Origin of the sequence: Bordetella genomosp. 10 (assembly GCF_002261225.1) — a bacterium.
Classification (GTDB): domain Bacteria; phylum Pseudomonadota; class Gammaproteobacteria; order Burkholderiales; family Burkholderiaceae_B; genus Bordetella_C.
Genome location: NZ_NEVM01000001.1, coordinates 1,041,850 through 1,066,324, shown reverse-complemented (window position 1 = coordinate 1,066,324; position 24,475 = coordinate 1,041,850). Strand labels below are relative to the sequence as shown.

Annotated in this window: 23 protein-coding genes; 9 read left to right on the top strand and 14 right to left on the bottom strand. The window is 69.4% G+C overall.

All coding sequences use genetic code 11. The features are described 5' to 3' along the window. Positions 1-202 precede the first annotated feature (202 nt). The 5 genes from CAL29_RS04615 (at position 203) to CAL29_RS04595 (ending at position 6,262) form a co-directional block, all read left to right on the top strand. Positions 203-751, top strand: coding sequence for a sigma-70 family RNA polymerase sigma factor (locus tag CAL29_RS04615; protein WP_256977191.1), 549 nt, complete (start codon positions 203-205; stop codon positions 749-751). Continuing rightward, complete coding sequence (locus CAL29_RS04610; RefSeq protein ID WP_094851777.1) at positions 744-1,751, top strand: FecR domain-containing protein; 1,008 nt, start codon at positions 744-746, stop codon at positions 1,749-1,751. The genes CAL29_RS04615 and CAL29_RS04610 overlap by 8 nt, the downstream gene beginning before the upstream one ends. A gap of 119 nt (positions 1,752-1,870) precedes the next feature. Next, complete coding sequence (locus CAL29_RS04605) at positions 1,871-4,402, top strand: TonB-dependent siderophore receptor (RefSeq protein ID WP_179283904.1); 2,532 nt, start codon at positions 1,871-1,873, stop codon at positions 4,400-4,402. Positions 4,403-4,511: 109 nt separating this feature from the next. Next, positions 4,512-5,582: an alpha/beta hydrolase gene (locus CAL29_RS04600; protein ID WP_256977190.1), complete on the top strand. Its 1,071-nt coding sequence runs from the start codon at positions 4,512-4,514 to the stop codon at positions 5,580-5,582. A gap of 170 nt (positions 5,583-5,752) precedes the next feature. Beyond that, positions 5,753-6,262 (top strand): hypothetical protein, encoded by a 510-nt coding sequence (locus CAL29_RS04595; RefSeq protein ID WP_094852714.1) that lies wholly within the window; start codon positions 5,753-5,755, stop codon positions 6,260-6,262. A gap of 26 nt (positions 6,263-6,288) precedes the next feature. On the opposite strand, the gene CAL29_RS04590 is transcribed toward CAL29_RS04595, so the two are convergent. The 11 genes from CAL29_RS04590 to CAL29_RS04540 all read right to left on the bottom strand — a co-directional run bounded on the left by CAL29_RS04590 (position 6,289) and on the right by CAL29_RS04540 (position 16,884). Further along, positions 6,289-7,344, bottom strand: a complete 1,056-nt coding sequence (locus CAL29_RS04590; protein ID WP_094851775.1) for a cupin domain-containing protein — start codon at positions 7,342-7,344, stop codon at positions 6,289-6,291. Further along, positions 7,328-8,113, bottom strand: a complete 786-nt coding sequence (locus CAL29_RS04585) for an ABC transporter permease (RefSeq protein ID WP_218831805.1) — start codon at positions 8,111-8,113, stop codon at positions 7,328-7,330. The genes CAL29_RS04590 and CAL29_RS04585 overlap by 17 nt, the downstream gene beginning before the upstream one ends. Next, entirely contained in the window at positions 8,110-8,895 is a 786-nt protein-coding gene (locus tag CAL29_RS04580; RefSeq protein ID WP_094851774.1) for an ABC transporter permease, read from the bottom strand. The genes CAL29_RS04585 and CAL29_RS04580 overlap by 4 nt, the downstream gene beginning before the upstream one ends. Then, positions 8,892-9,926, bottom strand: coding sequence for an ABC transporter substrate-binding protein (locus tag CAL29_RS04575; RefSeq protein ID WP_218831804.1), 1,035 nt, complete (start codon positions 9,924-9,926; stop codon positions 8,892-8,894). The genes CAL29_RS04580 and CAL29_RS04575 overlap by 4 nt, the downstream gene beginning before the upstream one ends. Before the next feature lie 112 nt (positions 9,927-10,038). Next, on the bottom strand, positions 10,039-10,881 hold the full coding sequence (locus tag CAL29_RS04570) for a TauD/TfdA dioxygenase family protein (protein WP_094851773.1): 843 nt from the start codon (positions 10,879-10,881) through the stop codon (positions 10,039-10,041). 78 nt (positions 10,882-10,959) lie between these two features. Continuing rightward, the gene (locus tag CAL29_RS04565; protein ID WP_094851772.1) at positions 10,960-11,769 is read right to left on the bottom strand and encodes a class II aldolase/adducin family protein; all 810 of its coding nucleotides are present in this window, start codon (positions 11,767-11,769) and stop codon (positions 10,960-10,962) included. After that, the gene (locus tag CAL29_RS04560) at positions 11,769-12,647 is read right to left on the bottom strand and encodes an ABC transporter ATP-binding protein (RefSeq protein WP_094851771.1); all 879 of its coding nucleotides are present in this window, start codon (positions 12,645-12,647) and stop codon (positions 11,769-11,771) included. The genes CAL29_RS04565 and CAL29_RS04560 overlap by 1 nt, the downstream gene beginning before the upstream one ends. Further along, positions 12,644-13,894: a hydantoinase/carbamoylase family amidase gene (locus CAL29_RS04555; RefSeq protein WP_094851770.1), complete on the bottom strand. Its 1,251-nt coding sequence runs from the start codon at positions 13,892-13,894 to the stop codon at positions 12,644-12,646. The genes CAL29_RS04560 and CAL29_RS04555 overlap by 4 nt, the downstream gene beginning before the upstream one ends. A gap of 36 nt (positions 13,895-13,930) precedes the next feature. Continuing rightward, a complete protein-coding gene (locus tag CAL29_RS04550) occupies positions 13,931-14,812 on the bottom strand; it encodes an alpha/beta fold hydrolase (RefSeq protein WP_094851769.1) in 882 nt (293 codons plus the stop codon). A 138-nt stretch (positions 14,813-14,950) separates the two neighbouring features. Continuing rightward, a complete protein-coding gene (locus tag CAL29_RS04545; protein ID WP_094852711.1) occupies positions 14,951-16,084 on the bottom strand; it encodes a pyridoxal phosphate-dependent aminotransferase in 1,134 nt (377 codons plus the stop codon). Between the two features lie 14 nt (positions 16,085-16,098). After that, a complete protein-coding gene (locus tag CAL29_RS04540; protein WP_094851768.1) occupies positions 16,099-16,884 on the bottom strand; it encodes an SDR family oxidoreductase in 786 nt (261 codons plus the stop codon). Positions 16,885-17,306: 422 nt separating this feature from the next. Here CAL29_RS04540 and CAL29_RS04535 point away from each other — a divergent pair, with 422 nt between their 5' ends. Next, on the top strand, positions 17,307-18,014 hold the full coding sequence (locus CAL29_RS04535; RefSeq protein WP_094851767.1) for a GntR family transcriptional regulator: 708 nt from the start codon (positions 17,307-17,309) through the stop codon (positions 18,012-18,014). Between the two features lie 47 nt (positions 18,015-18,061). On the opposite strand, the gene CAL29_RS04530 is transcribed toward CAL29_RS04535, so the two are convergent. Continuing rightward, complete coding sequence (locus CAL29_RS04530; RefSeq protein ID WP_094851766.1) at positions 18,062-18,745, bottom strand: lipopolysaccharide kinase InaA family protein; 684 nt, start codon at positions 18,743-18,745, stop codon at positions 18,062-18,064. A gap of 473 nt (positions 18,746-19,218) precedes the next feature. Between CAL29_RS04530 and CAL29_RS04525 the strand changes: the two genes are divergently transcribed. Further along, positions 19,219-19,992 carry an SGNH/GDSL hydrolase family protein gene (locus tag CAL29_RS04525; protein WP_256977189.1) on the top strand — a complete coding sequence of 258 codons (774 nt, stop codon included), beginning with the start codon at positions 19,219-19,221 and terminating at the stop codon, positions 19,990-19,992. On the opposite strand, the gene opgC is transcribed toward CAL29_RS04525, so the two are convergent. Beyond that, a complete protein-coding gene (gene opgC / locus CAL29_RS04520; RefSeq protein WP_094851765.1) occupies positions 19,973-21,229 on the bottom strand; it encodes an OpgC domain-containing protein in 1,257 nt (418 codons plus the stop codon). The two genes, CAL29_RS04525 and opgC, sit on opposite strands and share 20 nt — an antisense overlap. 544 nt (positions 21,230-21,773) lie before the next feature. Between opgC and CAL29_RS04515 the strand changes: the two genes are divergently transcribed. After that, entirely contained in the window at positions 21,774-22,433 is a 660-nt protein-coding gene (locus CAL29_RS04515; RefSeq protein ID WP_094851764.1) for a protein-L-isoaspartate(D-aspartate) O-methyltransferase, read from the top strand. A 255-nt stretch (positions 22,434-22,688) separates the two neighbouring features. After that, positions 22,689-23,435, top strand: a complete 747-nt coding sequence (locus tag CAL29_RS04510) for an SDR family oxidoreductase (protein WP_094851763.1) — start codon at positions 22,689-22,691, stop codon at positions 23,433-23,435. Here the strand turns inward: CAL29_RS04510 and CAL29_RS04505 are convergent. Next, positions 23,365-24,369 carry a LysR family transcriptional regulator gene (locus tag CAL29_RS04505; RefSeq protein WP_094851762.1) on the bottom strand — a complete coding sequence of 335 codons (1,005 nt, stop codon included), beginning with the start codon at positions 24,367-24,369 and terminating at the stop codon, positions 23,365-23,367. The genes CAL29_RS04510 and CAL29_RS04505 overlap by 71 nt on opposite strands. Positions 24,370-24,475 lie beyond the last annotated feature (106 nt).

Below are 24,475 nucleotides of genomic sequence, written 5' to 3'. Positions count from 1 at the left end.
GGGGCAAAGGCGGAGCCGCCCGGCCAGCGCCGGGAGGCGCGCGATCCCGCGACGGAGATCGTTGTTGCCGCTTTGCCGCAGGGGGCGGCAAAAGGACGGTTGCCGACATGCGCCGGACACGTCACCGGGCTGACGCATGCTTATAATTGAGGATCATTCTTATTCTCAATCCGCATCCAATCCCTGAGCAGCGCCGCCCGTCTTGGAACCCGACGAGTCCGTTATCCCCTCCCCCGACGCCATCGCCGGCCCCGTGGCCGTGGCGTCGCTGTACCGCGAGCATCACGGCTGGCTGCTTGGCCTGCTGCGGCGCAAGCTGCACGGCCATCACGCCGACGCGCTGGACCTGGTGCAGGACACGTTCGAACGCCTGCTGCGCCAACCGCGCTGGGCGCGGCCCGAACGCCCGCGCGGCTACCTGACGGCCATCGCCACCCGCCTGCTCATCGACCGCCACCGCCGCCGCGAACTGGAACAGGCCTATCTGCAAAGCCTGGCCCTGCAACCCGAGGCGGCGGCCCCTTCCCCCGAGGACGTGCTGCAGGTCATCGAACAGCTCGGCCATGTCTGCCGCATCCTCGACCGGATGCCGGCGCGCATGAACCGCGCCTTCCTGCTCGCGCGCATCGACGGCCTGCCCTATGCGGATATCGCGCGCGAACTGAAGGTCAGCGTGAACGTGGTGCAGAAAGACCTGGTCCAGGCCTGGCAGCGGCTCTACCTCGCCTTCGACGGGGCCGCCGATGGCTGAGCGCCCCGCGCCGCCCGCGGCCGGCCAGCACCGGCGCATCGTCGCCGAGGCCGCCGAATGGCTGGTGCGCCTGGAGGCCGGCGCCGACGCCGGCACGCTGGACGCCTGGCGGCGCTGGCATGACGCCGACGCCGAACACGCCGCCGTCTGGCGCCGCTACGCCGACCTGCAACGCATGCTGCCGGCGGCGCCGCGCGGCGCATCGCCTTGCGATCTTCCGCCCGCGGCGCAGGCGCTGAAAGCCGTCGCCAGCCGGCGCGGGCGGCGCCAGGCCATCAAGCTGCTGTGCGGCGGCGCGGCGGCCCTGACGGCCGGCGGGATGGCGTGGCGCCAGGCCGACAGCCAGGGCTGGCTGGCGCAGACGCGCACCGCGGTGGGCGAACAACGGCCCCTGACGCTGGCCGACGGCACCCGCCTGCTGCTGAACACGCGCACCGCCATCGACATCCACGAGGGCCGGACGGACACGGACACGGCCCGCATCGAAGTCGTGCTGCACGCGGGCGAGATGCTGGTCGACAACCGCGACGGCGGCGGCGCCGGCTTGCGGCTGCGCACGCGGCACGGCTACGTCGAGCCCTACAGCGCCCAACTGCTGCTGCGCCAACTGCCGGAGTGTTCGCCGTCCGAGACGATGGCGGCGCTGCGGGAAGGAACGGCGCGCCTGGTCGCCGGCGGGCGCATCGAAGCGGCGCTGCAAGCCGGCCAGGCGCGCCGCTTCGACGACGCGGGCTTCCAGCCGCCGCAAGCCTGGCGCGAGCGCGACCTGGCCTGGACGCAAGGCGTGCTGATCGCCGATGACCTGCGGCTGGACGACCTGCTCAGGCAGCTCGCGCGCTACCGCCACGGTTTCCTGGAATGCGACGACGCCGTGGCGGCGCGCCGCGTGACGGGGACCTTCCGCATCCACGATACGGACCGCGTGCTGGAGGCGCTGGCGCACCACCTGGGCCTGCGCCTGCGGTACCGGACGCGCTATTGGGTCACGTTGCAAAGCTGACGCCGAAGCTGGACCCAAAAAATGAAACCAATTGAAACTTCCAGGCAGATTGCCGCGGCGCCTTCGTCATGACCGGGTGTAGGCCTGCCCCCCAGGCCCCATTCCCAACGAAGATCGCCATGTTCTCCTTTCCCGTTTCCCGCCGGCGCGGCGCCGCGCGCCGACGTCCTCTCGGCCTGGCCCTGACCCTGGCCTTCAGCGGCTTCATCGGCGCGCCGGCCGTCCTGCTGGCCGCCGATGCCGATGCCCAGACGTCCGCGCAACCGTCAGCCCCGCCGTCAACGCCCGCGCCAGGCCAGCCCGCCGATACCGCCGGCCGCACCGTGCGCATCCAGTTGCCCGCCCTGCCCTTGCGGGAAGCCTTGCTGCGCTTCGGCCAGCAGGCCGGCGTCACCATCATCGGCGCGCCCGGAGCGGCCGGCGACCATCAGGCGCCGGCGCTGGACGGCCGCTATCCGGTCGAGGACGGACTGAACCGCCTGCTGGCCGGCAGCGGCCTGCGCGCCCGCCCCAACCCGAACGGCGAAGGCTATCGGCTGGAACCGGCGCCGCCGTCGTCCGGCGGCGTCGCCACCCTGCCCTCCGTCGCGGTGTCGGCCGAGCGCATGCGGGAAATCGGCACGATCTCGCTGGACAGCAAGGCCGGCACCAAGACCGACACGCCGCTGCTGGAAACGCCGCAATCGATCTCCGTGGTCAACCGCGAAATGATGGACCTGCTCGGCGCCACCAACTCCGCCGACGCCCTGCGCTACAGCGCGGGGGTGAACATCGGCGGCTACGGCGTGGACAGCCGCGTCGACGAAATCTCCGTGCGGGGCTTTCGCACCGGCAGCTTCGCCAACAACCTCTACCTGGACGGCCTGCGCCCGCCCGGCAGCAGCAGCGGCGCCACCGCCTCGGCCACGCAGTTCGACGGCTACGGCCTGGAGCGGGTCGAGGTGCTGCGCGGCCCGTCGTCCGTGCTGTACGGCCAGATCGCGCCGGGCGGCCTGATCAACGTCGTCAGCAAGCACCCCACCGACTATGCGCGCGGCGAAGTGGGCGTATCGACCGACAACAACGGGCTGGCGCGCTTCAACGGCGACGTCAGCGGTCCGCTGGACGAAGAAGGCAAGTGGCTGTACCGCGTCGTCGGCACCGCCTATCACAGCAATACCCAGGTCGACCACGTCGACCTCAACCGCGTCATGATCGCGCCCAGCCTGACGTGGCGGCCCTCGTGGCGCACCCAGTTGACGCTGCTGGCCAACTACCAGCAGGACCGCGGCGGCAGCACCTACCAGTTCCTGCCGGCGCACGGCACCTACTACAGCACGCAGTACGGCCACTTCGGCTCCAACCGCTTTCTCGGCGAACCGGCGTTCAACCGCTACGACCGCACGCAGTCGTCCATCGGCTACGAATTCAGCCATGCCTTCTCCGACAGCGTGAAATTCAACCAGAAGCTGCGCTACATGCGCGTGGACACCGACAACGCCGGGGTCTCGCGCTCCGGCGACCTGATGTCCGACGGCCGCACGCTGGCGCGCAGCGCCTCGTCCAACGAAATCCGTTCCGAAGGATTCACGATGGACAACAACGTGCAGTACGACTTCGACCTGGGTCCGGTGCGCAACACGCTGCTCACCGGGGTCGACTACCGCACGCAGACCATACGCGTGGCCTCGGCCAGCGGCAAGGCCGGCACGCTGGACGTCTTCGATCCCGTGTACGGCGGCCCCGTGACCATCGGCAAGATGACGCCGTCGCGCCGCAGCGATAGCAACCAGACCGGCCTGTATACGCAGGACCAGTTGCGCTGGGACCGCTGGACCGCCACCTTCGGCCTGCGCCACGACTGGTCGGAGGACAACTCCCTGGTCCGCAGCACCGGCGCGAAGACGCACTACACCGATGAAGCGACGACCTGGCGCGCGGGCCTGGTCTATCTGTTCGATAACGGCTTCGCGCCCTATGTCAGCTATGCCACGTCGTTCGAGCCGGTCAACGGCACCGGCTACGGCGGCACGCCCTTCAAGCCCACCAAGGGCAAGCAGATCGAGGCGGGCCTCAAGTTCCAGCCCACCGGCAGCCGCAGCATGGTGACGCTATCCGTCTACGAAATCCGCCAGCAGAACGTGCAGACGCCGGACCCGGATCCCACCCACCTGTGCGACGGCAGCCAGTGCTACGTGCAGACCGGCGAGGCACGCGTGCGCGGGCTGGAGCTGGAAGGCAACATGGCGCTGACGGACCAGTGGACGTTGATCGCGTCGGGCACCCTGATGGACAGCCGGGTCACCAAGAGCAACACCACGGACCTGGGCAACCAGTTGCCGCGCGTGCCCAAGCGCACCGTCAATCTGTGGCTGGACTACAAGCTGCCCCGCGACATCCTGCCCGGAGTGAGCGTGGGCGCCGGCATGCGCCACACCAGCGGGGTCTACGGCGACACCGCCAATGCCTATCACATGGAGGCGGTGACGCTGTGGGACGCGGCCATCCGCTATGACCTGGGGGAAATCAATCCCTCGCTCAAGGGCTTGCGCTTCTCCCTGAACGCCACCAACCTGGCGGACAAGGAATATCTCGCGAGCTGCTCCGGCGTGGCCAGTTGCTATTACGGCGCGCGCCGCTCGGTGACCGCGAACCTCAACTATGCGTGGTGACGGCGGGGCGCGGTACGGGGTGCGCCGGCACCGCGCGTGGGAGCTATCGGGCACGCACCGCGCTAGACTGCGCGGCACGTGCGCTTTGAACGTATGAAGGAGTGATTGCATGTCCAGGATTTCATCCATGATGCCGCGGCGCGGCGGCCGCGCGCTTGCGGCGCTGGCCGCCGCCATGGCGTTGTCGGTCGCGGCGGTGCAGGCCGTGGCAGCGCCGGACGCGGGACCGCAAGGCGCCGTCGTGCGCGGACCGTGGGACCAGCCCGTGGGGCCGACGGTGGCGGACCGCGAGTCGGCCTACTACCGGTTCGAGAAGCACCGGCTGGACTCGGCCGACGGCAAGCGCCATTACCGCATCGAGATCGCCATTCCCAAGCAGGCCGCGCCGGCGGGCGGCTACACGGCGCTGTACATGCTCGACGGCAACGCGGCCATGGCCACGCTGACCGACGCCGACATGCAGGCCATGGGCAAGGCGCATCCGCCGGTGCTGGTGGCCATAGGCTACGACATCGCCACCCGCAACGACGTGGTGTCGCGTGCCTACGACTACACGCCGGCGGTGCGCGACGCGCAGGGACGCGAGATTCCCATACCGCTGGATCGCGGGCGCGAGGGCGGCGGCGCCGACGTCTTCCTCCGCTTCATCGACACGCAGGTGCGTCCCCTGGCGCGGTCGCGCGCCCGCATCGATACCAAGCGAGAGATGCTGTGGGGCCACTCCTATGGCGGCCTCTTCGCGCTGCACGTGCTGTACACGCAGCCGCGCGCCTTCGGCGCCTATATCGTCGGCGATCCCTCCGCCTGGTGGAACGACGGCGCCCTGGTGCGGGAATGGCGCGCCTTCGATCCGGCGCGCGCCGCCGGACTGCGCGTCGCCATCCTGGTGGGCACGAAGCCGCGCACGGACGGCCGGATGAATCCCAACGTGCGGCCCGGGGCGATCAACGGCCCGGCCGGCGCGATGAACGGACCGCCCGGCGCGCGGCCGCCCGCGGGGCAGGACGGCAAGCGCGCCGATCCGCGCGCCATCGTGGCGGAAATGGCGGAGAAGCTGCGCGCCGCGTCCGCCCAGGCCACCTACGAGACCTTCCCCCAGTTCGGCCACGGCGAGATGATCCGCGCGTCGCTGGCGCGGGCGCTGCAGATCGCTTCGGGGGCAACGTCCATCCAGCCGTGATGGGAGCGAGACGCCCGCGGGCGTCTCGCGCCGAAGCCGTGGCGCGGGCCCCTGCAAGGCAGGATCGGGCGCCAGGCGCCGAGTGCCGCGCACCGGCAACACGCCCGCCGGAAGGTGTACGCTAGATGGATTTCCCGCGCCCCTTCCGGCGCGGTTTCCGGAGCGCCATCATGCCTGCCCCTGCCATTCCCCTCTCCGTCTTGCGCGCCGGCGCGCTGGTCCTGCTGGCCGCGCTGGCCGGCTGCGCCGATCCGGGCAGCGCCAAGCCGGGCACCCTGTTGTCCGACATGGAAAAACGATACGGCCCGCCCGGGGCGCAATGCCCGGGGCCGGACGGCGGCCAGCGCGTCGTCTGGTCCCAGCAGCCGGAGGGCAGCACGGCCTGGGCCGCCTACATCGGCGCCGACGGCCGCCTGGTCAGCGTGGCGCAGGTGCTGAACCCGGAACTCTTCGGCGACATCGAGCCCGGCTGGACGCCCGGCCAGGTGCGCTGCGTGTTCGGCCCGCCGGCGAACATAGGAACCGCCGGCCTGGGCGAGATGCGCGAAGTGGTCTGGACCTACTACTACCTGCAGGACCAGCACTGGCACATGGCGCTGTACGTGTACATGGGCGCGGACGGAAAACGCGTGACCCATCACGGGATCGGCCCGGACGCACGCTATCGACGGAGCGAATAGAGGGCGAAAACTTCCGGGACACGCCCCTAGTCCCGGGCGCTATCGTCCAGGAACGCGAACCCCATGGTGCGGGCTTCGTAATACAGGCCGCCGTCCTGGACGATGAGGAAATCCGCGCGGCGCGGGCCGTTATTGTGATGGGAATGCGGCGCGCCGGCGGGGGTGACCAGCGTCGCCCAGTCGGACCACGGGCAGTCCTGCCCGTCGACACGCGAATGGCAAGCCTCGCCCGCGACGATGAGGGTCAGGGCCGCCGAGTTGTGCCGGTGCGGCGCTTGCGCGCAGCCCGGCGGCAAGGTGTTCAGGGACAGCGTCAGCGCCGGCATCAGGTTGCGCCGCGCCTGCATGGCCTCGCTGGAGAACACGACCGCCAGCCCCGACGTGCCGGCGTCCGGCACGCTGCCATGGATGCGATCGATTTCCGCGGCGATATCCCCGGACTTGAAATGCACCGGCGCGTCGCCGGGCCGCGCGGCGCGCAGGCCGTGGTAGGCCAGCAGGGGCTCGTCCGTGACCAGCCACAAGACGGCCGACCGCGGCCCCTCGGCGCGCAGCGTGGCGGCGCCGGCCGGCAGGTAGAAGACGTCGCCGCTTGCCCAATCCAGGACCTCGGCGCCGCCGGTATGCCGCGCCTGGCCGCGGCCCGCGATCACGTACCAGATCGAGCCGCTGGCCGCGAAATCGGCGTCCAGGCTGGCGCCCGGGGCGATGCGCGCATAGCGGGCCAGCATGAAGGGCGTGGTGGCGGGCCAGGGGCATCCCAGTTGCGCGGATTGGTCGCAGGCGAAGAAGGCGGTCGCGGAGGGGCCCGCCGCGCCTTCGTCCGCCAGGGCGGCGGCGGCCGGCTCGGTGAAGATGCGCGCCGGCACCGGGTCCAGGTGAATGTTGAAGGCATTGGCGGAATTGAAATAGCGCGCCCGCGCCTGCGCCGCGCCCGCCGGCGCGGCGGCCCGCCCCGGCGGCAGCGCCGCCATGGACGCCACAGCGGACGTCTCGTTCGACACCCCGCCGGACGTCCCGTTCAACGCCTCGTTCGACGCCCCAGCGGACAGCGCTTCGGACGCTTCATTTCCAGAACACATACCGCTTCTCCAATAGATTCACCGCCCCGAAGAACAGCAGGCTGATGGCGGAAGCGACGAAGATGGCGGCCCAGACCTGGACGAAATCGATCTGCAGCACGCCCTGGAATATCGTCCATCCCAGGCCGCCCGTGGCGCCCAGCATTTCCGTGACGATGGCGACGATCATGGCGCGCACCGTCGACACCCGCATCCCCGCCGCCGTCAGGGGGATGGCCGCCGGCACGCGCAGGCGCCACAGGATGGCCGCGCGATCCGCGCCGAAGCTGCGCATGAGGTCGACCGCGCGCGGATCCACCCGGTCCAGCCCCGCCAGCGCGTGCAGGAAAACAGTGAATCCCACCGCCAGCGCCACCATGACGATCTTGCTTTCCGGCCCCATGCCGAACCACAGCAGGATGAGCGGCGCATAAGCCACTACCGGCACCGAATTCAGCGCCGTGGCGACGGGCAGCACGCTGCGCCGCACCGCCGGCAGCATGGTCAGGACGATGGCCAGGAACAGGCCCGCCAGCGACCCGATGGCGAAACCCGCGGCGGCTTCCATCGCCGTGATGGCGGCCGCCTTCAGGAGCAACGCGTGCTGCTGCGCGATGGCCTGCAGGATGCGCGTGACGCTGGGCAGCACGTAGGCGGGCAGGTCCAGGCCCCGCGCCACGGCCTCCCACAGCACGAACACGCCCAGCAGGCCCAGGGCCGCGCGCCGCGCCGCCCGCGAGGGCCAGGGCAAGGCGGAGACGGAAAACGGGGGGAAGGACAGCGTCTTCACAGCTCGCTCCTCCAGAACACGGCCTTGTGCTCGGCCCAGGCCACCAGGCCGTAGAACGAGGTGCCCAACAGGCCCGCCATCAGGATCGCCGCCCACAAGGCCACGAATTGCTCGTTGTACATGGCTTGCAGCAGCAGCACGCCCAGCCCGGTGGTGTCGCCGAACCATTCGCCGGCGATGGCGCCCAGCAGGCTCAAGGTGCAGGCCAGGCGCAGGGCAACGAAGATCTGCGGCAGCGCCGCCGGCAACTGCAGCCGGAACAGCAACTGCCGCCGCGTGGCGCCGAAGCTGCGCAGCAGATCCACCTGGCGCTTGTCCACGGCCTCCAGCCCGTTCAGCGTATTGACCGTCACCGGAAAGAAAGTGAGGTAGAAGGCGATCAAGGCCTTGGCCAGGATGGTGTTGCCGAACCACAGCACCACGACCGCGCCGAAGGCGATGACGGGGATGGTCTGCGAAATGACGAACAAGGGGAAGACCGTCTCTCGCAGCAGGCGCGAGCGGTGGAACAGCACGCCGTTCAGCACGCCCACCAGCGCGCCGGCGGCGTAGCCCAGCAGCGTTTCCGACAAGGTCCTCAGGAAGCCCGCCAGGTAGGCATCCGGCAGCGCCGCGATGGCGCCGAGGATGGCCGACAGGCGCGGCAGGTAATAGGGCTTGATGCCGGCGCCCACCACCACGGCTTCCCACGCCAGGCCGATGACGACGACGGTCGCGACCCCGCGCAGGATGGCCGCGCCGGCGCCGCCGCCGAAGGAAAACGCGCGCGGACGCTTCGTCATGGCAGGCGGTCGGCCAGGGGAATGGCCTTCAGGAAGCTGGCGTCGAAGGCCTGCGCCACGTCGACGGGCTTGCTGATCACGCCGTTCTTGACCAGGAAATCCTCGGCGGCCTGGACGGCGGCCGGGTCGATCCAGAACAGGCCGTCGGTCTTGGCCTTGCCTTCCGTCATCAGGCGGTAGGCCTCGGTCAGCATGAATTCCTGGTGCGTGCGATCCAGGGTCGGCGCCACCTTCATCACCGTGTCGACCGCTTCCTTGGGATGCTTCATGGCCTCGCGCCAGCCGCGGATGGAGGCCCGCAGGAAGGCCTTGACCAGCTCGGGCTGCTCCTGCGCCGTCTTGCGCGACACGATGAGCGTGTCGCGCGGGAAGGTGATGCCGTAGTCCTCGGCCTTGAACAGGCGCAGCTTGTCTTCGCCCACCCGCTGGCGGATGGTGTAGAGCTCGTTGTACCAGGTGGCGGTGATGACGTCGACGTCGCCGTTGACGAAGGGCGTGACGCTGACCTGCTGCGGCTGGATGTCCACCTTGGCGCGGTCTATGCCCTTGTTGGCCAGCATGCCGAACAGCACGTAGTTGGCGCCGGTGAACCAGGCCGTCACCTTCTTGCCCTGGAAGTCCTCCAGCGTCTTGACCGGGCCGTCCTTGCGCGCCACGAAGACGAAAGGCGTGACCTGGTGCGCCACGCCCACCGACACGATGGGCATGCCCTTGTCGATGGCCGCCAGCACGCTGTCGGTGCCGCCGGACAGGCCGAAGGTGTCGGCGCCGGTGGCCACCAGGTTCTCCGTCAGCAGATTGGGGCCGCCCGGGTTGATGGTGAGATCGATGCCCTCGTCCTTGTAGTAGCCCTGCGCCAGCGCGTAGTAGAAGCCGGCGAACTGCGTCTGCGGCAGCCACTTCAGCCGCAGCGTCGCCTTGACCAGGTCCTTGGCCATGGCGGGCGCGGGCAGCATGGCCGCTGCCGCGCCGAAGGTGGCGGCCCAGGCCGCCAGGGCCAGCAGGCGTCGTTTAGTGCGGATAACGGTCATTTTTGCTTCCCCTTGTCGTGAGTGGATTGCGTGCGATTGCGTACGGTTTTCGTGCGGTTTGCGTGCGATTGCCCGCGCGATACGTCCGCCGCGGATGGGTGGCCGAGCCGGATCAGAACGGCCGCGTGCCGGCCACGGTGGTGCGGTGCATGACGCGGCGGTACTTGTCGTCCTCGTAAGGCGTGGCGCAATGCATGGTGCAGCGGTTGTCCCAGATGACGAGATCGCCCTGGCGCCACTTGTGCCGGTAGACGAAGGCGTCGCTGACGGCGTGCTGGTTCAGCGCCGCCAGCAGGGCCGCGCTTTCCGCGGGCGGCAGGCCGTCGATCTGCTTGACGATGTCCTCGCCGACATACAGGGACAGCCGCCCCGTCACGGGATGCGTGCGCACCACGGGATGCACCACGTCCGGCGTGCGCGCCTTCTGCTCGTCGGTCAGCGGCGCGCGGTCGGCGAAGGCCTTGCCGTAGTAGCCGGCGTACGAATGCGTGGCGGTCAGCTTGCGGATGCGCGCCTGCGTCTCGGACGGCAGCGCCTCGTACGCCAGGTGCATGCTGGCGAACAGGGTGTCGGCGCCCTCGGGCGGCACCTCCACCGAGTACAGCAGCGATCCCATGCTGGGCTCGGCGACGTAGGACAGGTCCGAATGCCAGTTCCAGCCTTCCTTGTGATTGCCGATGGGCTTGCCGTTTTCCGAGACGTTGGACAGGACGTAGATTTCCGGCAGGCCCGTGGTGAGGAACTGCTTCAGGACATGGGTCATCAGCGAGCCGAAGCGCCGGCTGATCTCGACGTGCCGCTGGTTGCTCAACGCCTGGCCGCGCACCAGGATCAGCGAGTGCCGGTCCAGGTCCCGGACCAGTTGATCGACCGCCGCGTCGCTGGCGGGATCGGCGAGATCCAGGTCCAGCACTTCGATGCCGAAACCGGGATGCAGGGGGTGGGTCTTGAGCATGGTGCACCTTCTTGGGCTGGTGTTCGTGGCGGGTGTGGGTAGCGGGTATTCGTGACGGGTATTCGTGGAGAGACGAGTTCAGGTCTTGTAGCCAGGATCGAGGCGATCCAGTTGGCGCAGCAGCCCGGGCCATTCCCGCTCGCCGGCCACCAGGATGTCGCCCTTCTGCTCCCAGAACTGGCGCGCCGCTTTCTCGCAGACGTCGTCGCCGGGCCGCAGGATGGGACCGGCGCCGCCCGCGGCGGCGGCCTGCATGGCCAACTGGATGCGCGCGGCGCGCTCGAAGTAATACAGCAGCATGAAGGCCTCGCCCGGCGTGCGGCCCAGGGTCAGCACGCCGTGGTTGCGCATCAGCATGACGCGGTGCTCGCCCAGATCGGCGACCAGGCGCGCCTGTTCGTCCATGTCGATGGCCACGCCCTCGTAGTCGTGGAAAGCCTGGCGGCGATAGAAGCGCATGGCGAACTGCGACAGCGGCAGCAAGCCCTCCCGCTGCGCCGAGACGGCGATGCTGGCGTCCGAATGGGTATGCAGCACGCAGGCCGCGTCGCGCTTGCCCTGGTGGATGGCGCCATGGATGACGAAGGCGGCGGCGTTCACGTCGTAGGGGCTGTCGCTGAGCTTGCGCCCCTGCAAGTCGATGCGGACCAGGCTCGACGCGGTGATCTCCTCGAACAACATGCCGTAGGGGTTGATGAGGAACTGGTCGTGCGTGCCCGGCACGCGCAGGGAGATGTGGTTGTAGATCAGGTCGTCGAGCTTCAGGCCGGCGACCAGGCGGTAGCACGCGGCCAGGGACACGCGCGCGTCCCATTCGGTCTGCGGCATGCCGGCGGGACAGCCCGCGGAGGCCGCGGCGGACGCGGTAGCGGTGTCGTTCGTGCCCATCATGCCTCTCCTCCCGGCGCATCGCCGGCGCGAAACGACTTCATGCTTTCTTCCTCGATGGCTTCCAGCAGGGTGCGCTTGAGCGCGATGAACTCGGGCGCGGTGACGATGTCGGCGCGGCGCGGGCGCGGCAGGTCGACTTTCTGTTCCAGCTTGACGCGGCCGGGACGCGCCGCCATCACCAGCACGCGATCGCCCAGGAAGACGGCCTCGTCGACGTCGTGCGTGATGAACAGGATGGTGCGGCGGTGCTTCTGCCAGACGTCCAGCAGCCAGCGCTGCATCATGCTGCGGGTCAGCGCATCGAGCGCGCCGAAGGGTTCGTCCAGCAGCATCAGGTCGCGCTTGAACATGAAGGTGCGCATCAACGCCACGCGCTGGCGCATGCCGCCGGACAACTGGTGCGGATACTGGTTCTCGAAGCCGGCCAGGCCGAACTCCGGCAGCATCTCCAGCGCCGCGCGGCGGGCGTCGGCGCGCCGCGCGCCTTCCAGCTCCACGGCCAGGATGGCGTTGTCGATCACGGTGCGCCACGGCAGCAGCAGGTCGCGCTGCGGCATGAAGGACACCTTGCCCAGCAGGTCGGCCGCGCGGCAGGACTTGCCGAGGAATCGCACGCTGCCGCCGGCGTCCGGCTCTTCCAGCCCGGCGACGATGTTGAACAGGGTGCTCTTGCCGCAGCCGCTGGGGCCGACCACGGTGACGAATTCGCCGGGCGCGATGTCGACGGCGAGCTTGTACAGCGCCTGCGTCGCGCCGAAGGTCTTGGAAATGCCGTCCAGGCTCAGCAAGGCCCCCGCGCCGGGCTCCTCCTTGCGCGCCGGCGCCCACGCGCCGCGCGGCTGCCGATCCAGGTCGAGAATATGGGCGCCGCTCATGGCTGCTCCTCAAGCATGGCCAGTTCGGCCAGGACATCCGCGAGCACGCGGGCCCCGGCGTACAGGTCGGCGGGTTCGGTGAACTCCGCCTCGTTATGGGTGATGCCGTCGCGGCTGGGCACGAACAGCATGGCGGACGGGCAGACCGGATGCAGATACCGCGCATCGTGGCCCGCCGCGGAAAGCAGGTCGCGGCGCGGCAGCCCCAGGCGGTCGGCGGCGCGGCGCAGGCGCGCCCGCATGGCTTCCGGAAAGGTCAGGGAGTCGGCCGCGGACAGCCGCGCCACCTCGACCGCGCAAGGACCCGCCGCGGCCTCGCACACCGGCGCCACCAGGGCCGACAGGCGCCGCAGTTCCGCGCTGTCCGGATGGCGCAGGTCGATGGAGAACACCACCCGGCTGGCCACCACCGACGGCGCGCTGGGCGTCACGTCGAAGCGGCCGACCGTGAACTTCACGATATCGGCCTCGTCGTGCAGCGCACGCGCCAGGGCCTGCACCATGGCGGTGGCCGCCAGCAGCGCGTCGCGCCGCTCGGCGCGCGCCGAGGTGCCGGCATGCGCGGCCTCCCCCTGCACGGTCACGCGAAACGTATGCTTGCCTTGTATGCCGCTGACGATGCCGACGGGACAATGCGCCCGCTCCAGCTCCGGTCCCTGCTCGATATGCGCCTCGATGTAGGCATAGGGCGGCCCGCCCAGCGGCCTCGCCGCGATGCCCGGCAAGGCGGCGGCGGTGGCCGCCAGCGCGTGCTGGACCGAAACGCCGGCCGCGTCCCGCGCGGGCAGGATCTCGGCCAGCGCACGGGCGCCGCCGTACACGGCCGACCCCATCATGCCCGGCGCGAAGCGCGAACCTTCTTCGTTCATCCACGCCACGATCTCCACCGGCCGGCGCGGCGCGAGCCCCGCTTCCCGCATGACCTGCACGGCTTCCAGCGCCGCGATCACGCCGTAGACCCCGTCGTAGCGGCCGCCGGTGGGCTGGCTGTCCAGGTGCGAGCCCGACAGCAGCGGCGCGCCCGCGCCGGCTTCCCAGCGCAGGAAGAAGTTGCCGGCGGCGTCGCGCGTGGCCTCCAGGCCCAGGGCCGCGCCCCACTCGGCCAGCAGGGCCTGCGCCGCCGCGTCCTCGGCCGACAGCGCCGCGCGATCGACGCCGCCCGACGCGGTGGCGCCGATACGGGCCATCGCCATCAGGCGGCGCATCAGGCGCTCCTGGCTGACCAGACGGGAAGGCAAGGCATTCATGGGGCGGTCGAGGTTCCTGTGCAGAAGGTCGTCACTTCATTGGGTCTTCATGATCTCGGCCGGCGCGGACCGGGGATCGCGCGGCAGCCACTTGCCCTGCTCCACCGTCGCCAGGAAATCGCCGACGAACTGGTTGAACAGGCCCGGCTCCTCGATGTTCAAGGTGTGCCCCGCTTTCGGCAGCACCAGCAGGCCGCTGGCCGGCACCGTCCGCTTGAGGAAGATGCCCGGTTGCAGGCAATGGTCGTCTTCGTCGCCGACGACGACCAGGGTGGGCACGGCCATGCGCTTGAGCTCGTCCTCCAGGTCGTAGATCGACGGCCGGCGCGCCTGCACGCCGCGCATGGTGTTGGCCGAACCGGTGGCGTCGTGCTGGCCCAGTTGCTCGGCGAACTCCGCCCAGCCGCGCGGGTCCTTGAGCTGGAAGGGAATGCGCGACGCCGCCGTCGAATAGATCCTGGAGAACGCGGGCGCGCCCATTTCCTCGAACTTGCGCGCCACCTCCAGCGAGACACCGCGGAAATAGTCCTCGTACTGTTTCTCCGCGCCGTAGCCCGCGCCGGCCACCACCAGCGACAAGGCGCGCGCGGCGTGGCGCAGGCCGAAATGCAGGGTGGCGAAGCCGCCCATGGACAAGCCCACGACGTGCGCGCGCGCCAGGCCCAGTCCGTTCAGCACGTCGACCATGTCGTCGACGGCGATTTCCTGCGAATAGCGGTCCACCTCGGCCGGCACGTCCGACGGCGTATAGCCGCGCGCGCTATAGGTGATGCAGCGGTAGCGCCGCGCGAAGTACCGCATCTGCGGCTCCCAGCTACGCCAGTCTCCGCCGAACTCGTGCACGAACAGGATGGGCGTGCCGCTGCCGCATTCCTCGTAGTGCAGCCTGACGCCGTCGCGCGTGGTGATGATGGGCATGGCTTTCGTATCCTCGTATCGTTGGCGGCTTGCCGGATGCCGCCGGGCTTGCTGGCGTTGCGAATCGAACATGACGCTGCGACTGGCGCGCCCCGGGCAGCCGGCGCAAACGTCCCGGAAGAACGCCCTGGAAAAACGCTAGAACAAGGCCGCCGGCGCCGGCGCCTTGCGCGCGCGCTCGACCATGGCCGGCAGCAGCTCGCAGCAGCGGTCGGCCCAGGCTTCGGGCACGGTCAGGCTGATCTTGACGAAGCGGTCGCCGAAGCGCTTGGTGTGGTACGTGCCCTGGCGGATCATCACGCCCTCGGCCTGGTAGGCCGCCACCAGCGCTTCCGGCCGCACGCCCGCGTCGCCGGTCTCCACGATCAGCAGATTGGCCTGCGACGGGTAGACGGGCAGGTGCAGTCCGTCCACGCGCGCGACCGCGTCGGCCAGCGCGGCCTGGTTGCGGCGCAAGCGCCGCTTGACCTCGGGGAACCATTCCGCCTTGGTCTGCAATCCCGCGATGGCCGCGCGCTGCGACAGCACGTTGCTGCCCAGGTTGTTGGGCGGCGCGCTGGCCAGCCGCTCGATGATGTCGGCATCGGCGATGACGGCGCCCAGCCGCATGCCGGCCAGCCCCAGCCACTTGGAAAAGCTGTAGGTCATCACCGTCTTTTCCGGGTAGAAGCGCAAGGCCGGCGTGAAGTCGTCGGCGAACTGCGAATAGGTGGCGTCGTGGATCAGGTAGGCGCCGACCGAGCGCGCGATGTCGGCGATTTCGCGTATCTCCGCTTCGGTGTGGCAGGTGCCCAGGGGGTTGTTGGGATCGACCAGGTAGATCACGCCGGTGTCCGGTCCCACGGCGGCGCGCAACTGCGCGGCCGTCAGCTTGTACCCTTGCGCGGCGTCGTAGATCGGCAATTCGACGACGTTGGCGCCGGCATGGCGCGCGAACGCCATCGGCCACGCCCAGCTCGGATCGGTGGTGACGAAATCCTTGCCCGGCTCGCAGACGTTGCGGCAGACGTTGTACAGCGCCTCGACCGCGCCGTCGGTGACGAAGGCGCAGGCCTGCGGCACCCCGGCATCGTCCACGATCAGGCGGCGCAGCGTTTCGAAGCCGGCCGGCGGCGCATAGGCGTGATAGTCGCCGCGCGCCAGGGCTTCGGTCACCGCGGCGATGACGGCGGGATGCGGATCGAAGTGGTTGGTGTTCTGCCCCAGCCACATCAGGCCCGGCGTATTGCAGAGGCGGTCGAAGTAGGCGTTGCGTTGTTCGAAGCTGCGCATGGCGTTCCCGGCCTTCAAATGATGGAGCGGCGCGAGGCGATGCCGCCGTCGATGGTCACGATGGTGCCGGTGATGTAGGCCGCGCGTTCGGACGCCAGGTAGACGATGAGATCGGCCACTTCCTCGGGGCTGGCCGGCCGCTTGGCGGGATACTTGTCGAACAGTTCCTCCCAGCGGCTTTCGTCGCCGTACCAGTCCACCGCCCGCCGCTTCATCAGCTTGACCATGCGGTCGGTGGCGACCGGCCCCGGATTGACGCCCACCACCCGGATGCCGTCGTCCAGGCTGCGGCCGCCCACGCCGCGCGTGAAGGCCATCATGGCGGCGTTGCCGGTGGTGCCCACGATGTAGTTGGCGTCCCAGTTCTCGCCCGAGTTGCCGATGTCGTTGACGATGACGCCCTGGCCGCGCGCCTTCATCCGCGCGTAGATTTCGCGGGTCAGGGTCACGTAGGAAAAAATCTTCATGTCCAGGCTGTCGCGCCAGGCCTGGTCCGACAACTGGTCCATGGGCCCCGGCGTGGAATCGGCCGCGTTGTTGACCAAGATGTCGGCGTCGCCGCAGCGTTCCGCCAGCGCCAGGACATTGGCGGTGACGGAGAGGTCCAGGGCATGGGTCTGCACCTCCACGCCGTATTCCGCCGACAGCGCCGCCTTGGCCGCGGCCAGTCCTTCGGCCGAACGCGCGGCCAGGTGCAGCCGGGACACGCCTTCCCGCGCGAAGCTGTGCGCCGTCGCCAGGCCGATGCCCTTCGAAGCGCCGGTGATCAGCGCCGACTTGCCGTTCAAACCCAGATCCATTGCTGCCTATCCTCGACGTGGTTTCAGGGTCGGATCCATGTATGCAAGATTTGAATCCGGATTGCCTGGAGAGAAGGTTCCCGCCCGGATTCCGGGCCGTCTCTCCATCCTTGCCGGTTCAGCAAACGCAACATCCATGCCAACCAGCTTTCCCCATGACCGCATGGATATTGGCTTTCGCCTGCCCCAACACAGGGCGTAACGTGGTGCATGGACGCCGCGTTCTTGTGCATACAAGATCATTTATCTTGCATACATTAAAAGGTACAATGCGGGTGACGGCGAGCCTGCCTCGGACGGCGCCAGTGCCGGCGCGCTACGGGCCAAGGCCGTCTTCCGCCGCGCAAGCCGCCCACGACCACGCCCGGGCAGGCCGTGCCGCCTCCTCTTGAACACCGCGCCCCAGGCAGGGGCCTACCCCGATGACGAGCCTTCCCGTGTCCTCCATTCCGTCCTTCGCGTCCGCCGCGGCGCAGCCTGGCGCCAGCCGTTCCGCCCAGATCCAGCAGACGCTGGAAAGCGAAATCCTCGCCGGCACGCTGGCGCCGGGCGCGCGCCTGGACGAAGTGGAATTGGCAGCGCGTTTCCAGGTTTCGCGCACGCCGGTGCGCGAGGCCTTGCGCCATCTGGCGTCGGCGGGCCTGATCCAGATCCGCACGCGCCAGCCGGCCCTGGTGGTGGCGCTGTCGGCCACGCGCCTGATCGAGATGTTCCAGGTGATGGCGGAACTGGAGGGCCTGTGCGCGCGCCTGGCGGCGCGCCGCATCAACGCGGCCCAACTGGCGCAGCTAAGCCGCTACCAGGAGGAACTGGCGGCGCTGGCCGGCACCGGCGAGGTGGAGATGTTCTACGAGATCAACCGGCGTTTCCACGAACTGATCTACGAGGCCTCGCAGAACGCTTTCCTGGCCGAGCAGACGCGCGCGCTGCGCAACCGCATCGGCCTGTATCGCAAGATGGTCACGCAAAAGCCCAGCCGCCGCGCCGATACGCTGACGGAGCACGCGGCCGTGCTGCGCGCGCTGGCCACCGGCGACGAGGAAGGCGCCGGCGCGGCCATGCGCGGCCACGTGAACCTGCTGGGGGAGAAGCTGCTGGACTTCATCGCCTTGTTTCCCAAGGCGGAATGAGGACGGCCGGCCCGGGACCAGGCTGATGTCGGCCTGGTGTCGTCGGCCTAGCGCCGCGCCAACTGCGGCATCGGCGGCAGGTGGATGCCGCTGGCGCGGTAGGCGTCGAAGAACAGGCGCAGTTCGTCCTGCGTCATGCCCAGGCCGAGCAGGGACTTCAGGAGGCGCCGCACGTCGGGCTGGGCGGCCTGCGCGGCGGTCAGGCGGTAACGGCTGAGTTCCCAGTCGACGATCGCCACGGCAGGCTGCGAATGGGAGAAATCGACGAAGACCTCTTTCGGATAGAGATGGCCATGCTTGCGGCGCGCGCGATGCAGCGAGATCAGCGCCCCCGCGACCGCACGCAGGGCCGCCGCGCGCTGCTCGGGGGACCAGAGTTTTTCCGCGTAGGCCTGGTCCAGGCTGACGTAGCCGCTCAGGCCACGCGTGACCAGGATCGAGTCCCAGCCTTCCTTGCTCTTCTGCATGTCGAAGAAGACCAGCGGCGCCGTGGGCACCCCGATGCTCTGGCAGAAACGCATGCTCTGCCATTCGCGCAGCAGCGTGGGACGCCCCGCCGGATAGCGGACACTGCGAAAAAGGTGATTGCGCTGGCGCTTCACGTAATAACAGGCGCCCGACTCCGGCACGATCACCCGCTGGACGCCGCTGAAGCCGCCGCGCCGGTTATTGGGCTCCTCCACCCACTCGCCCTGTACTGACCACCAAAAACTCGATTCTTGCGGACGCATCGTCCGACACCTTTATTTCCCCGGGAGCGCGGCATCTGCGTCGCGTCTCCCTTGCATGGCGCGCCGGCGCGGCCCGCGGCGCCGTGTCCGGAACGTCCGGGACGCGGCCATGGGCCCTCGCGGCGGATACGCCGTCCTGTTTGAACAAAACGCCCAAACCGTGGAGAAGCTTACAAAGTTCGGACCCGGCCGTAAAATTTTCGTCACATTGGGCTGGTTTTGTGCCGGAATAACAACAGCCCTCCCCCGGCGGGGGCATACACAATTTATTTCTTTAACCTCTCCGGGACTTGCCGCATCATGATGCGGTTCCGGCAACCGGGCGCAGGCCGCGCGCCCGGTACGGCGCGCGACGCGGCCCGGCAGGGCTTGCGGGGCGGCTGACCGGACCCCGGTTCCGTTGCTTCCGAAGGGGAGCCGATCCCGGACCAGGCAAGTTCATCCCGCGGCCTTATCCAGCCATTCAGGTTTCGATGAACGTTTTACGCCTCGCCGCGTTGACGTGCGGTCTTCTGTCGGTCCTCGCCGCCGGCGCTCGCGCCCAGACCGCCGCCACGCCCATGCCCTCCGCCACGCCCGTGGTCCTGGCGCCCGCCGCGCCGGCGACCACGTCCGCGATGACGGCATCCCTGGACAAGAACGCCGCGGCCGCGGTGGACAATCGCTGGGACGCCAGCCTGGCCGCCTTCGCCGCCGCCGACAAGGAACATCCGCCCAAGCCGGGCGGCGTGCTGTTCGTCGGCAGCTCGTCCATCCGGCTGTGGAGCAACCTGGAGAGCGACTTCAGTTCCCTGCCGGTGGTGGTCAAGCGCGGCTTCGGCGGCTCGCGCATGATGGACTGTACGCAACACCTGCACGCCCTGGTCGCGCCCTACAAGCCGCACCTGGTGCTGGTCTACGCGGGCGACAACGACCTGGCCGAGGGCCGCACGCCGCAGCAGGTATTGCAGAGCTTCCGCAAGTTCGTCGAAGGGGTGCGCGCGGACCTGCCCAAGACCCGCATCGCCTATATCTCGATCAAGCCCAGCCCGCTGCGCGCCTCGCTGATGCCGCAGATCCAGGAAGCCAACGCCTTGATCAAGGCCTATACGCTGACGGTCCCCAACGCCGATTTCATCGACGTCTATTCATCCATGGTGGATGACAAGGGCCAACCGCGCATGGCCCTGTTCCGCGAGGACAAGCTGCACCTGAACGCGGACGGCTACGCGCTGTGGAAGCGCCTCATCACCGCCCACCTCGATTGACGCAGCCCTTGCCGGCGCCCGCGCCCGCCAGGGCCGGAGCCGGCCTGGCCTGCTGGCGCGCCGTCGCCGCGGCCTTGCCGGAACGCATGATCACCGCCACGCCATAGAGCAGGATCACGCTGCCGATGTACAGCGCCGCGTCCAGCCAGGAGGAGCGCGCGGGCGTCGCCACCCCGACCACGCACAGGGCCAGCAGCACCACCACCAGGTGCGCGCAAAACACCGACAGCGAGGACTGGCCCATGGTTTCCAGGAAAGGCACGCGCGGCAGGCGGCGCTTTATCCAGTCGTCGTAGTGCATGGCCAGGACGACCAGCGCGAAGAAATTCAGCAGGCGCATGGGCCCCAGGTGCCACTTGTCCCACAGGAAATTGATGGGCTCGCCGTCGGCGAAGGGCGCCTGGCCCGTCAGGTGGCGCCAGATGAAGAAGGTCCCGGCGACCAGCGCCGCGCCGGCCACCTCCATGCGCGAGAAAGGACGCCGCTCCCCGGCCGGCACGCGCGCATGCGTGGCCCCCAGCCACAGGCCGAAGATCCACAGCAATTGCCAGCCGAAGGTTTCGAAGGCGCCGGTTTCGCTGAACGGCACCGGCAGCCCCGTCAGGTCGACCAGCCAGCCGTAGAGGTATTTGGACAGGCCGAACTGCGTGGCGAACCACAGCAGCCCGCTGATGGTCAGGATGGTGCGCCAGCCGTGCCGCAGCCCGATGGACAGCACCCACGGACTGAGCAGCATGAACATCACGTAGATGGGCAGGATATCCAGCAGCGGCGGGTTGTAGATGAGCGCCAGCGCGGACAGGAAGGCGGTGGTCGGCTGCTGCAGGTAGTACCACATCAGGTGCTGCACGTCGGGCTGCGGAATGGTCAGGCCCAGCACCGCGATGAGGGTGAAAAGGAAGAGCAGGCAGGCCGCCTGGCACGAATACACCACCAGCGCCCGCCGCAGGAAGGCCTTGTGCATGGCGGCGAGCCCGTCGCGCATGTAGCGCCGGGTGTAGACCAGCCCGGCCATGTAGGCCGACAGCATGACGAAGCCTTCGGCCGCCGAGACGAAGCCGAAGGGCTGGGAAGCGGGGATGGCGAACTTGGTGGGCAGGTGCGTCGAGAGCATCAGCACCAGCATCAGCCCGCGCACCGCGTCCAGCTCCCACATGCGCGGCCGGGCGGCCTTGGCCGCGCCGGGCGCGCGGGCGCCGGAATGAGGGGGTAATGAAGGGGAAGGATTCGCCGCCATGGTCTGCTTCTGCCTTCGATAGCGCCGATCCGCACGCCGGCGGACCGCGGAACCTCCATATGGCCGGGGCTGTCTCGCCGTCCCCGCCGCGCGGCGGCCTGTTCCCAGGCGCGCCGCCGGTTCCTTCGCCAGCCCTGCCGCCGGGACTGTCCCGGCCGGCCGATACGGCGCTATCGTTGATTGTCGATTCCGGATGTGTCGATTCCGGATGGCTGCCGGACCGGCGCGATTGCGCGCGTTTGCCGGCCTTTCGGCGCGCCGTCGGCCCCATGCGTCCGCCCTAGGCCCCGCCAGCCGCGCCATCCTGCATTTGTTTCATCGGGTAAACCCGAGCTTACTCATAGAAAGAACGAAATAGGTGAACTTCGCTGTCGGAAAAGTAACCAGAAAACTCCGCCGGGCGCTGCTTCCCAGGGAGGCTGCCCTGCCATGGCAACGACCGGTCAAGGATTGCACGGAACTGGTGCAGGGTCGGGGCCAGGCACATCCCGTGCCGGCCCGGTCGCGGCCGAGCCTCAGCTTTGAGAGAGACAGGAGCCATGCCATGACCCAACCTAGCGAAGCGCGCTTGCACATGGTGGAGCATCAACTGATCCCGCGCGGCATCCGGCATCCGCGCGTGCTCGCGGCCATGGGCAAGGTGGCGCGCGAGGCATTCCTGCCGGCATCCCTGCGCGACGACGCCTACAAGGACGGCCCGCTGCCCATTGCCGGCGGCCAGACCATCTCCCAGCCTTATGTGGTGGCGCTGATGGCGCAGGCGGCCGACCCCGGGCCCGGCGACCGGGTCCTGGAAATCGGCACCGGCTGCGGCTATGCCGCCGCCGTCCTCGCCGAACTGGCCGGCGGCCTGGACACCGTCGAACGCCTGGACGAACTGGCCCGCGTGGCGGCCGCCAACCTGCGCGCGCAAGGCTACCTGAAGGTCGCCGTCCACCACGCCGACGGCAGCCTGGGCTGGCCGCCGGGCGCGCCTTACGACGTGATCGTGGCGTCGGCCAGCGCGCCGGACGTGCCGGCGGCCTGGCGCGAACAGCTCGCCGTGGGCGGCCGGCTGGTGCTGCCGGCCGGCGGACGGCGCCACGGCCAGCGCCTGCTGCGCATCACCCGCGTCGATGCCGATGCGTTCGACGAAGAGGACCTGGGCGCGGTCAGTTTCGTGCCGTTGATCGGGCAGCAGGGTTGGCCGGCGAGCGGGCCATAGACACGGCGGGCCCGCCCGCGCGGCGACAAAGGCGGCGCCGCCGTCCTGGCATACACTCTGGACAGCTCTCCGACAGACAAGGCTCCACCATGAAAAAAGGCCCCCACGCCGCGCGGCTGCGCCGCTTGCTGCCCCCCGAGGGGGCGCTTTTCATCTTGGGAGCGGCCCGGCGATGAACAAAGGCCCCCACGCCGCGCGGCTGCGCCGCTTGCTGCCCCCCGAGGGGGCGCTTTTCATCTTGGGAGCGGCCCGGCGATGAAAAAAGTCCTGCTGATCACGGGCGCCAGCCGCGGCATCGGCGCCGCCACGGCCCTGCTCGCGGCGCGCCGCGGCTACGCCGTCTGCGTCAACTACAAGAGCAACGAACAGGCCGCGCTGGGCGTGGTCGCGCGCATACGCGCCGCCGGCGGACAGGCCGAGGCGTTCTGCGCCGACGTGGGCCAGGAGGCCGAAATCGTCGGCCTGTTCGACGCCGTGCAGCAGCGCTACGGCCGCCTCGACGGCCTGGTGAACAACGCCGGCATCCTCGAACAGCAGGCCAAGGTGCGCGACATGACCGCCGCACGCCTGCGCCGCATCCTGGACGTCAACGTGGTCGGCCCCTTCATCTGTTGCCGCGAGGCCGTGCGCCGCATGTCGATCAGCCTGGGCGGCGCGGGCGGCGTGATCGTCAACGTGTCCTCGGCGGCGTCGCGGCTGGGCTCGCCCAACGAATACATCGACTACGCCGCGTCCAAGGGCGCCCTGGATACGCTGACCATAGGCTTGTCCAAGGAAGTCGCCGACGAGGGCATCCGCGTGAACGCGGTGCGTCCCGGCATCATCGACACCGACATCCACGCCAGCGGCGGCGAGCCCGGCCGCGTGGACCGCGTCAAGCACATGGTGCCCTTGCGGCGCGGCGGCACGGCCGAGGAAGTGGCCGGCGCCATCATGTGGTTTTTTTCCGAGGAAGCGACGTACTCGACCGGGGCTTTCCTGGACGTGTCGGGCGGCCGCTGACGGCGGACATGCCGGGCGCACCGGGCGCGCGGACCCGCGCCGGATCGGCGCCGAAGAAAGCCCGCGTCGCCTCGACCCAGGCGCGGGCCGCGCGCGAGAGCTGGGCGTTGCGGCGCCAACTGGCCACCAGTTGCCAGCGGATTTCCGGCTGGGCGATGGGAATCGACACGAAGCGGCGCCGGTCCAGGCGCTCGCCATAGTGGGCCGGCAGCAATGCGATGCCCATGCCGCATTCCACCAGGGTCACGATCAGGTCCCACTGGCTGCTGCGGCAAGCCAGGCGCGGGGTGAAGCCCGCCCCGCGGCAGGCCTGGTCGATGATCTCGTTGAGCTGGAAGGTTTCCCCGTAAAGCAGAAAGGCCTCCTCCGCCAGCTCGGCCAGGCGCACCTCCCGGCGCCCCTGCCAGCGCGCCTCGCGCGGCGCCAGCAGGTGCAGCGGATAGTCGCAGATGGGGATGCCTTCCATGTCGTCGGAGATGGGCGCCATGCAGATGCCGACGTCCAGCTCCCCTTCGCGCAGCGCCCGCTCCACGGCGCGCGCGCCCGATTCCAGCAGCTTCAGTTCGACGCCCGGCCACTGCTTGTGGAAGGCGGCGATGGCCGGCGCCACCAGCGAGGCGCCCAGCGGCGGCAGGCCGATGGTCAGGCTGCCGCGCGTCAGGTCGCCCAGCGCCTCCAGGTCGTCGCGCAGCAGGGTCTCCGCGGCCAGCATTTCCTGCGCGCGCGCATAGACCAGGCGGCCGGCGTCGGTGGGGGTGACGCTGCGCTTGCGCCGGTCGTCGTCGCGCGCCAACAACGGCGCGCCCAGTTCTTCCTCCAGCACCCGCACCATTTTGCTGACGGTGGGCTGGGTCACGAATAGTGCATCGGCGGCGGCGGTGAAGCTGCCCTGACGCACCACTTCGGCGAAATATTTCAATGCACGCAGTTCCACCGCGGTTCTCCAGGCGACCGGCGCGCGCACCGCGGCGGTGCAGTGCGCGCGCTTTTTCTGATTATGCCAAATCAGAATAATAAAAATAGAAATAATTCACTGGATA

Bases quoted from the DNA above. Each gene is read 5' to 3' on its own strand.
- CAL29_RS04610 (WP_094851777.1), top strand. From the start codon at position 744: ATGGCTGAGCGCCCCGCGCCGCCCGCGGCCGGCCAGCACCGGCGCATC.
- CAL29_RS04605 (WP_179283904.1), top strand. From the start codon at position 1,871: ATGTTCTCCTTTCCCGTTTCCCGCCGGCGCGGCGCCGCGCGCCGACGT.
- CAL29_RS04600 (WP_256977190.1), top strand. From the start codon at position 4,512: ATGTCCAGGATTTCATCCATGATGCCGCGGCGCGGCGGCCGCGCGCTT.
- CAL29_RS04595 (WP_094852714.1), top strand. From the start codon at position 5,753: ATGCCTGCCCCTGCCATTCCCCTCTCCGTCTTGCGCGCCGGCGCGCTG.
- CAL29_RS04590 (WP_094851775.1), bottom strand. From the start codon at position 7,344: ATGTGTTCTGGAAATGAAGCGTCCGAAGCGCTGTCCGCTGGGGCGTCG.
- CAL29_RS04580 (WP_094851774.1), bottom strand. From the start codon at position 8,895: ATGACGAAGCGTCCGCGCGCGTTTTCCTTCGGCGGCGGCGCCGGCGCG.
- CAL29_RS04575 (WP_218831804.1), bottom strand. From the start codon at position 9,926: ATGACCGTTATCCGCACTAAACGACGCCTGCTGGCCCTGGCGGCCTGG.
- CAL29_RS04570 (WP_094851773.1), bottom strand. From the start codon at position 10,881: ATGCTCAAGACCCACCCCCTGCATCCCGGTTTCGGCATCGAAGTGCTG.
- CAL29_RS04565 (WP_094851772.1), bottom strand. From the start codon at position 11,769: ATGGGCACGAACGACACCGCTACCGCGTCCGCCGCGGCCTCCGCGGGC.
- CAL29_RS04560 (WP_094851771.1), bottom strand. From the start codon at position 12,647: ATGAGCGGCGCCCATATTCTCGACCTGGATCGGCAGCCGCGCGGCGCG.
- CAL29_RS04555 (WP_094851770.1), bottom strand. From the start codon at position 13,894: ATGAATGCCTTGCCTTCCCGTCTGGTCAGCCAGGAGCGCCTGATGCGC.
- CAL29_RS04550 (WP_094851769.1), bottom strand. From the start codon at position 14,812: ATGCCCATCATCACCACGCGCGACGGCGTCAGGCTGCACTACGAGGAA.
- CAL29_RS04545 (WP_094852711.1), bottom strand. From the start codon at position 16,084: ATGCGCAGCTTCGAACAACGCAACGCCTACTTCGACCGCCTCTGCAAT.
- CAL29_RS04540 (WP_094851768.1), bottom strand. From the start codon at position 16,884: ATGGATCTGGGTTTGAACGGCAAGTCGGCGCTGATCACCGGCGCTTCG.
- CAL29_RS04535 (WP_094851767.1), top strand. From the start codon at position 17,307: ATGACGAGCCTTCCCGTGTCCTCCATTCCGTCCTTCGCGTCCGCCGCG.
- CAL29_RS04530 (WP_094851766.1), bottom strand. From the start codon at position 18,745: ATGCGTCCGCAAGAATCGAGTTTTTGGTGGTCAGTACAGGGCGAGTGG.
- CAL29_RS04525 (WP_256977189.1), top strand. From the start codon at position 19,219: ATGAACGTTTTACGCCTCGCCGCGTTGACGTGCGGTCTTCTGTCGGTC.
- opgC (WP_094851765.1), bottom strand. From the start codon at position 21,229: ATGGCGGCGAATCCTTCCCCTTCATTACCCCCTCATTCCGGCGCCCGC.
- CAL29_RS04515 (WP_094851764.1), top strand. From the start codon at position 21,774: ATGACCCAACCTAGCGAAGCGCGCTTGCACATGGTGGAGCATCAACTG.
- CAL29_RS04510 (WP_094851763.1), top strand. From the start codon at position 22,689: ATGAAAAAAGTCCTGCTGATCACGGGCGCCAGCCGCGGCATCGGCGCC.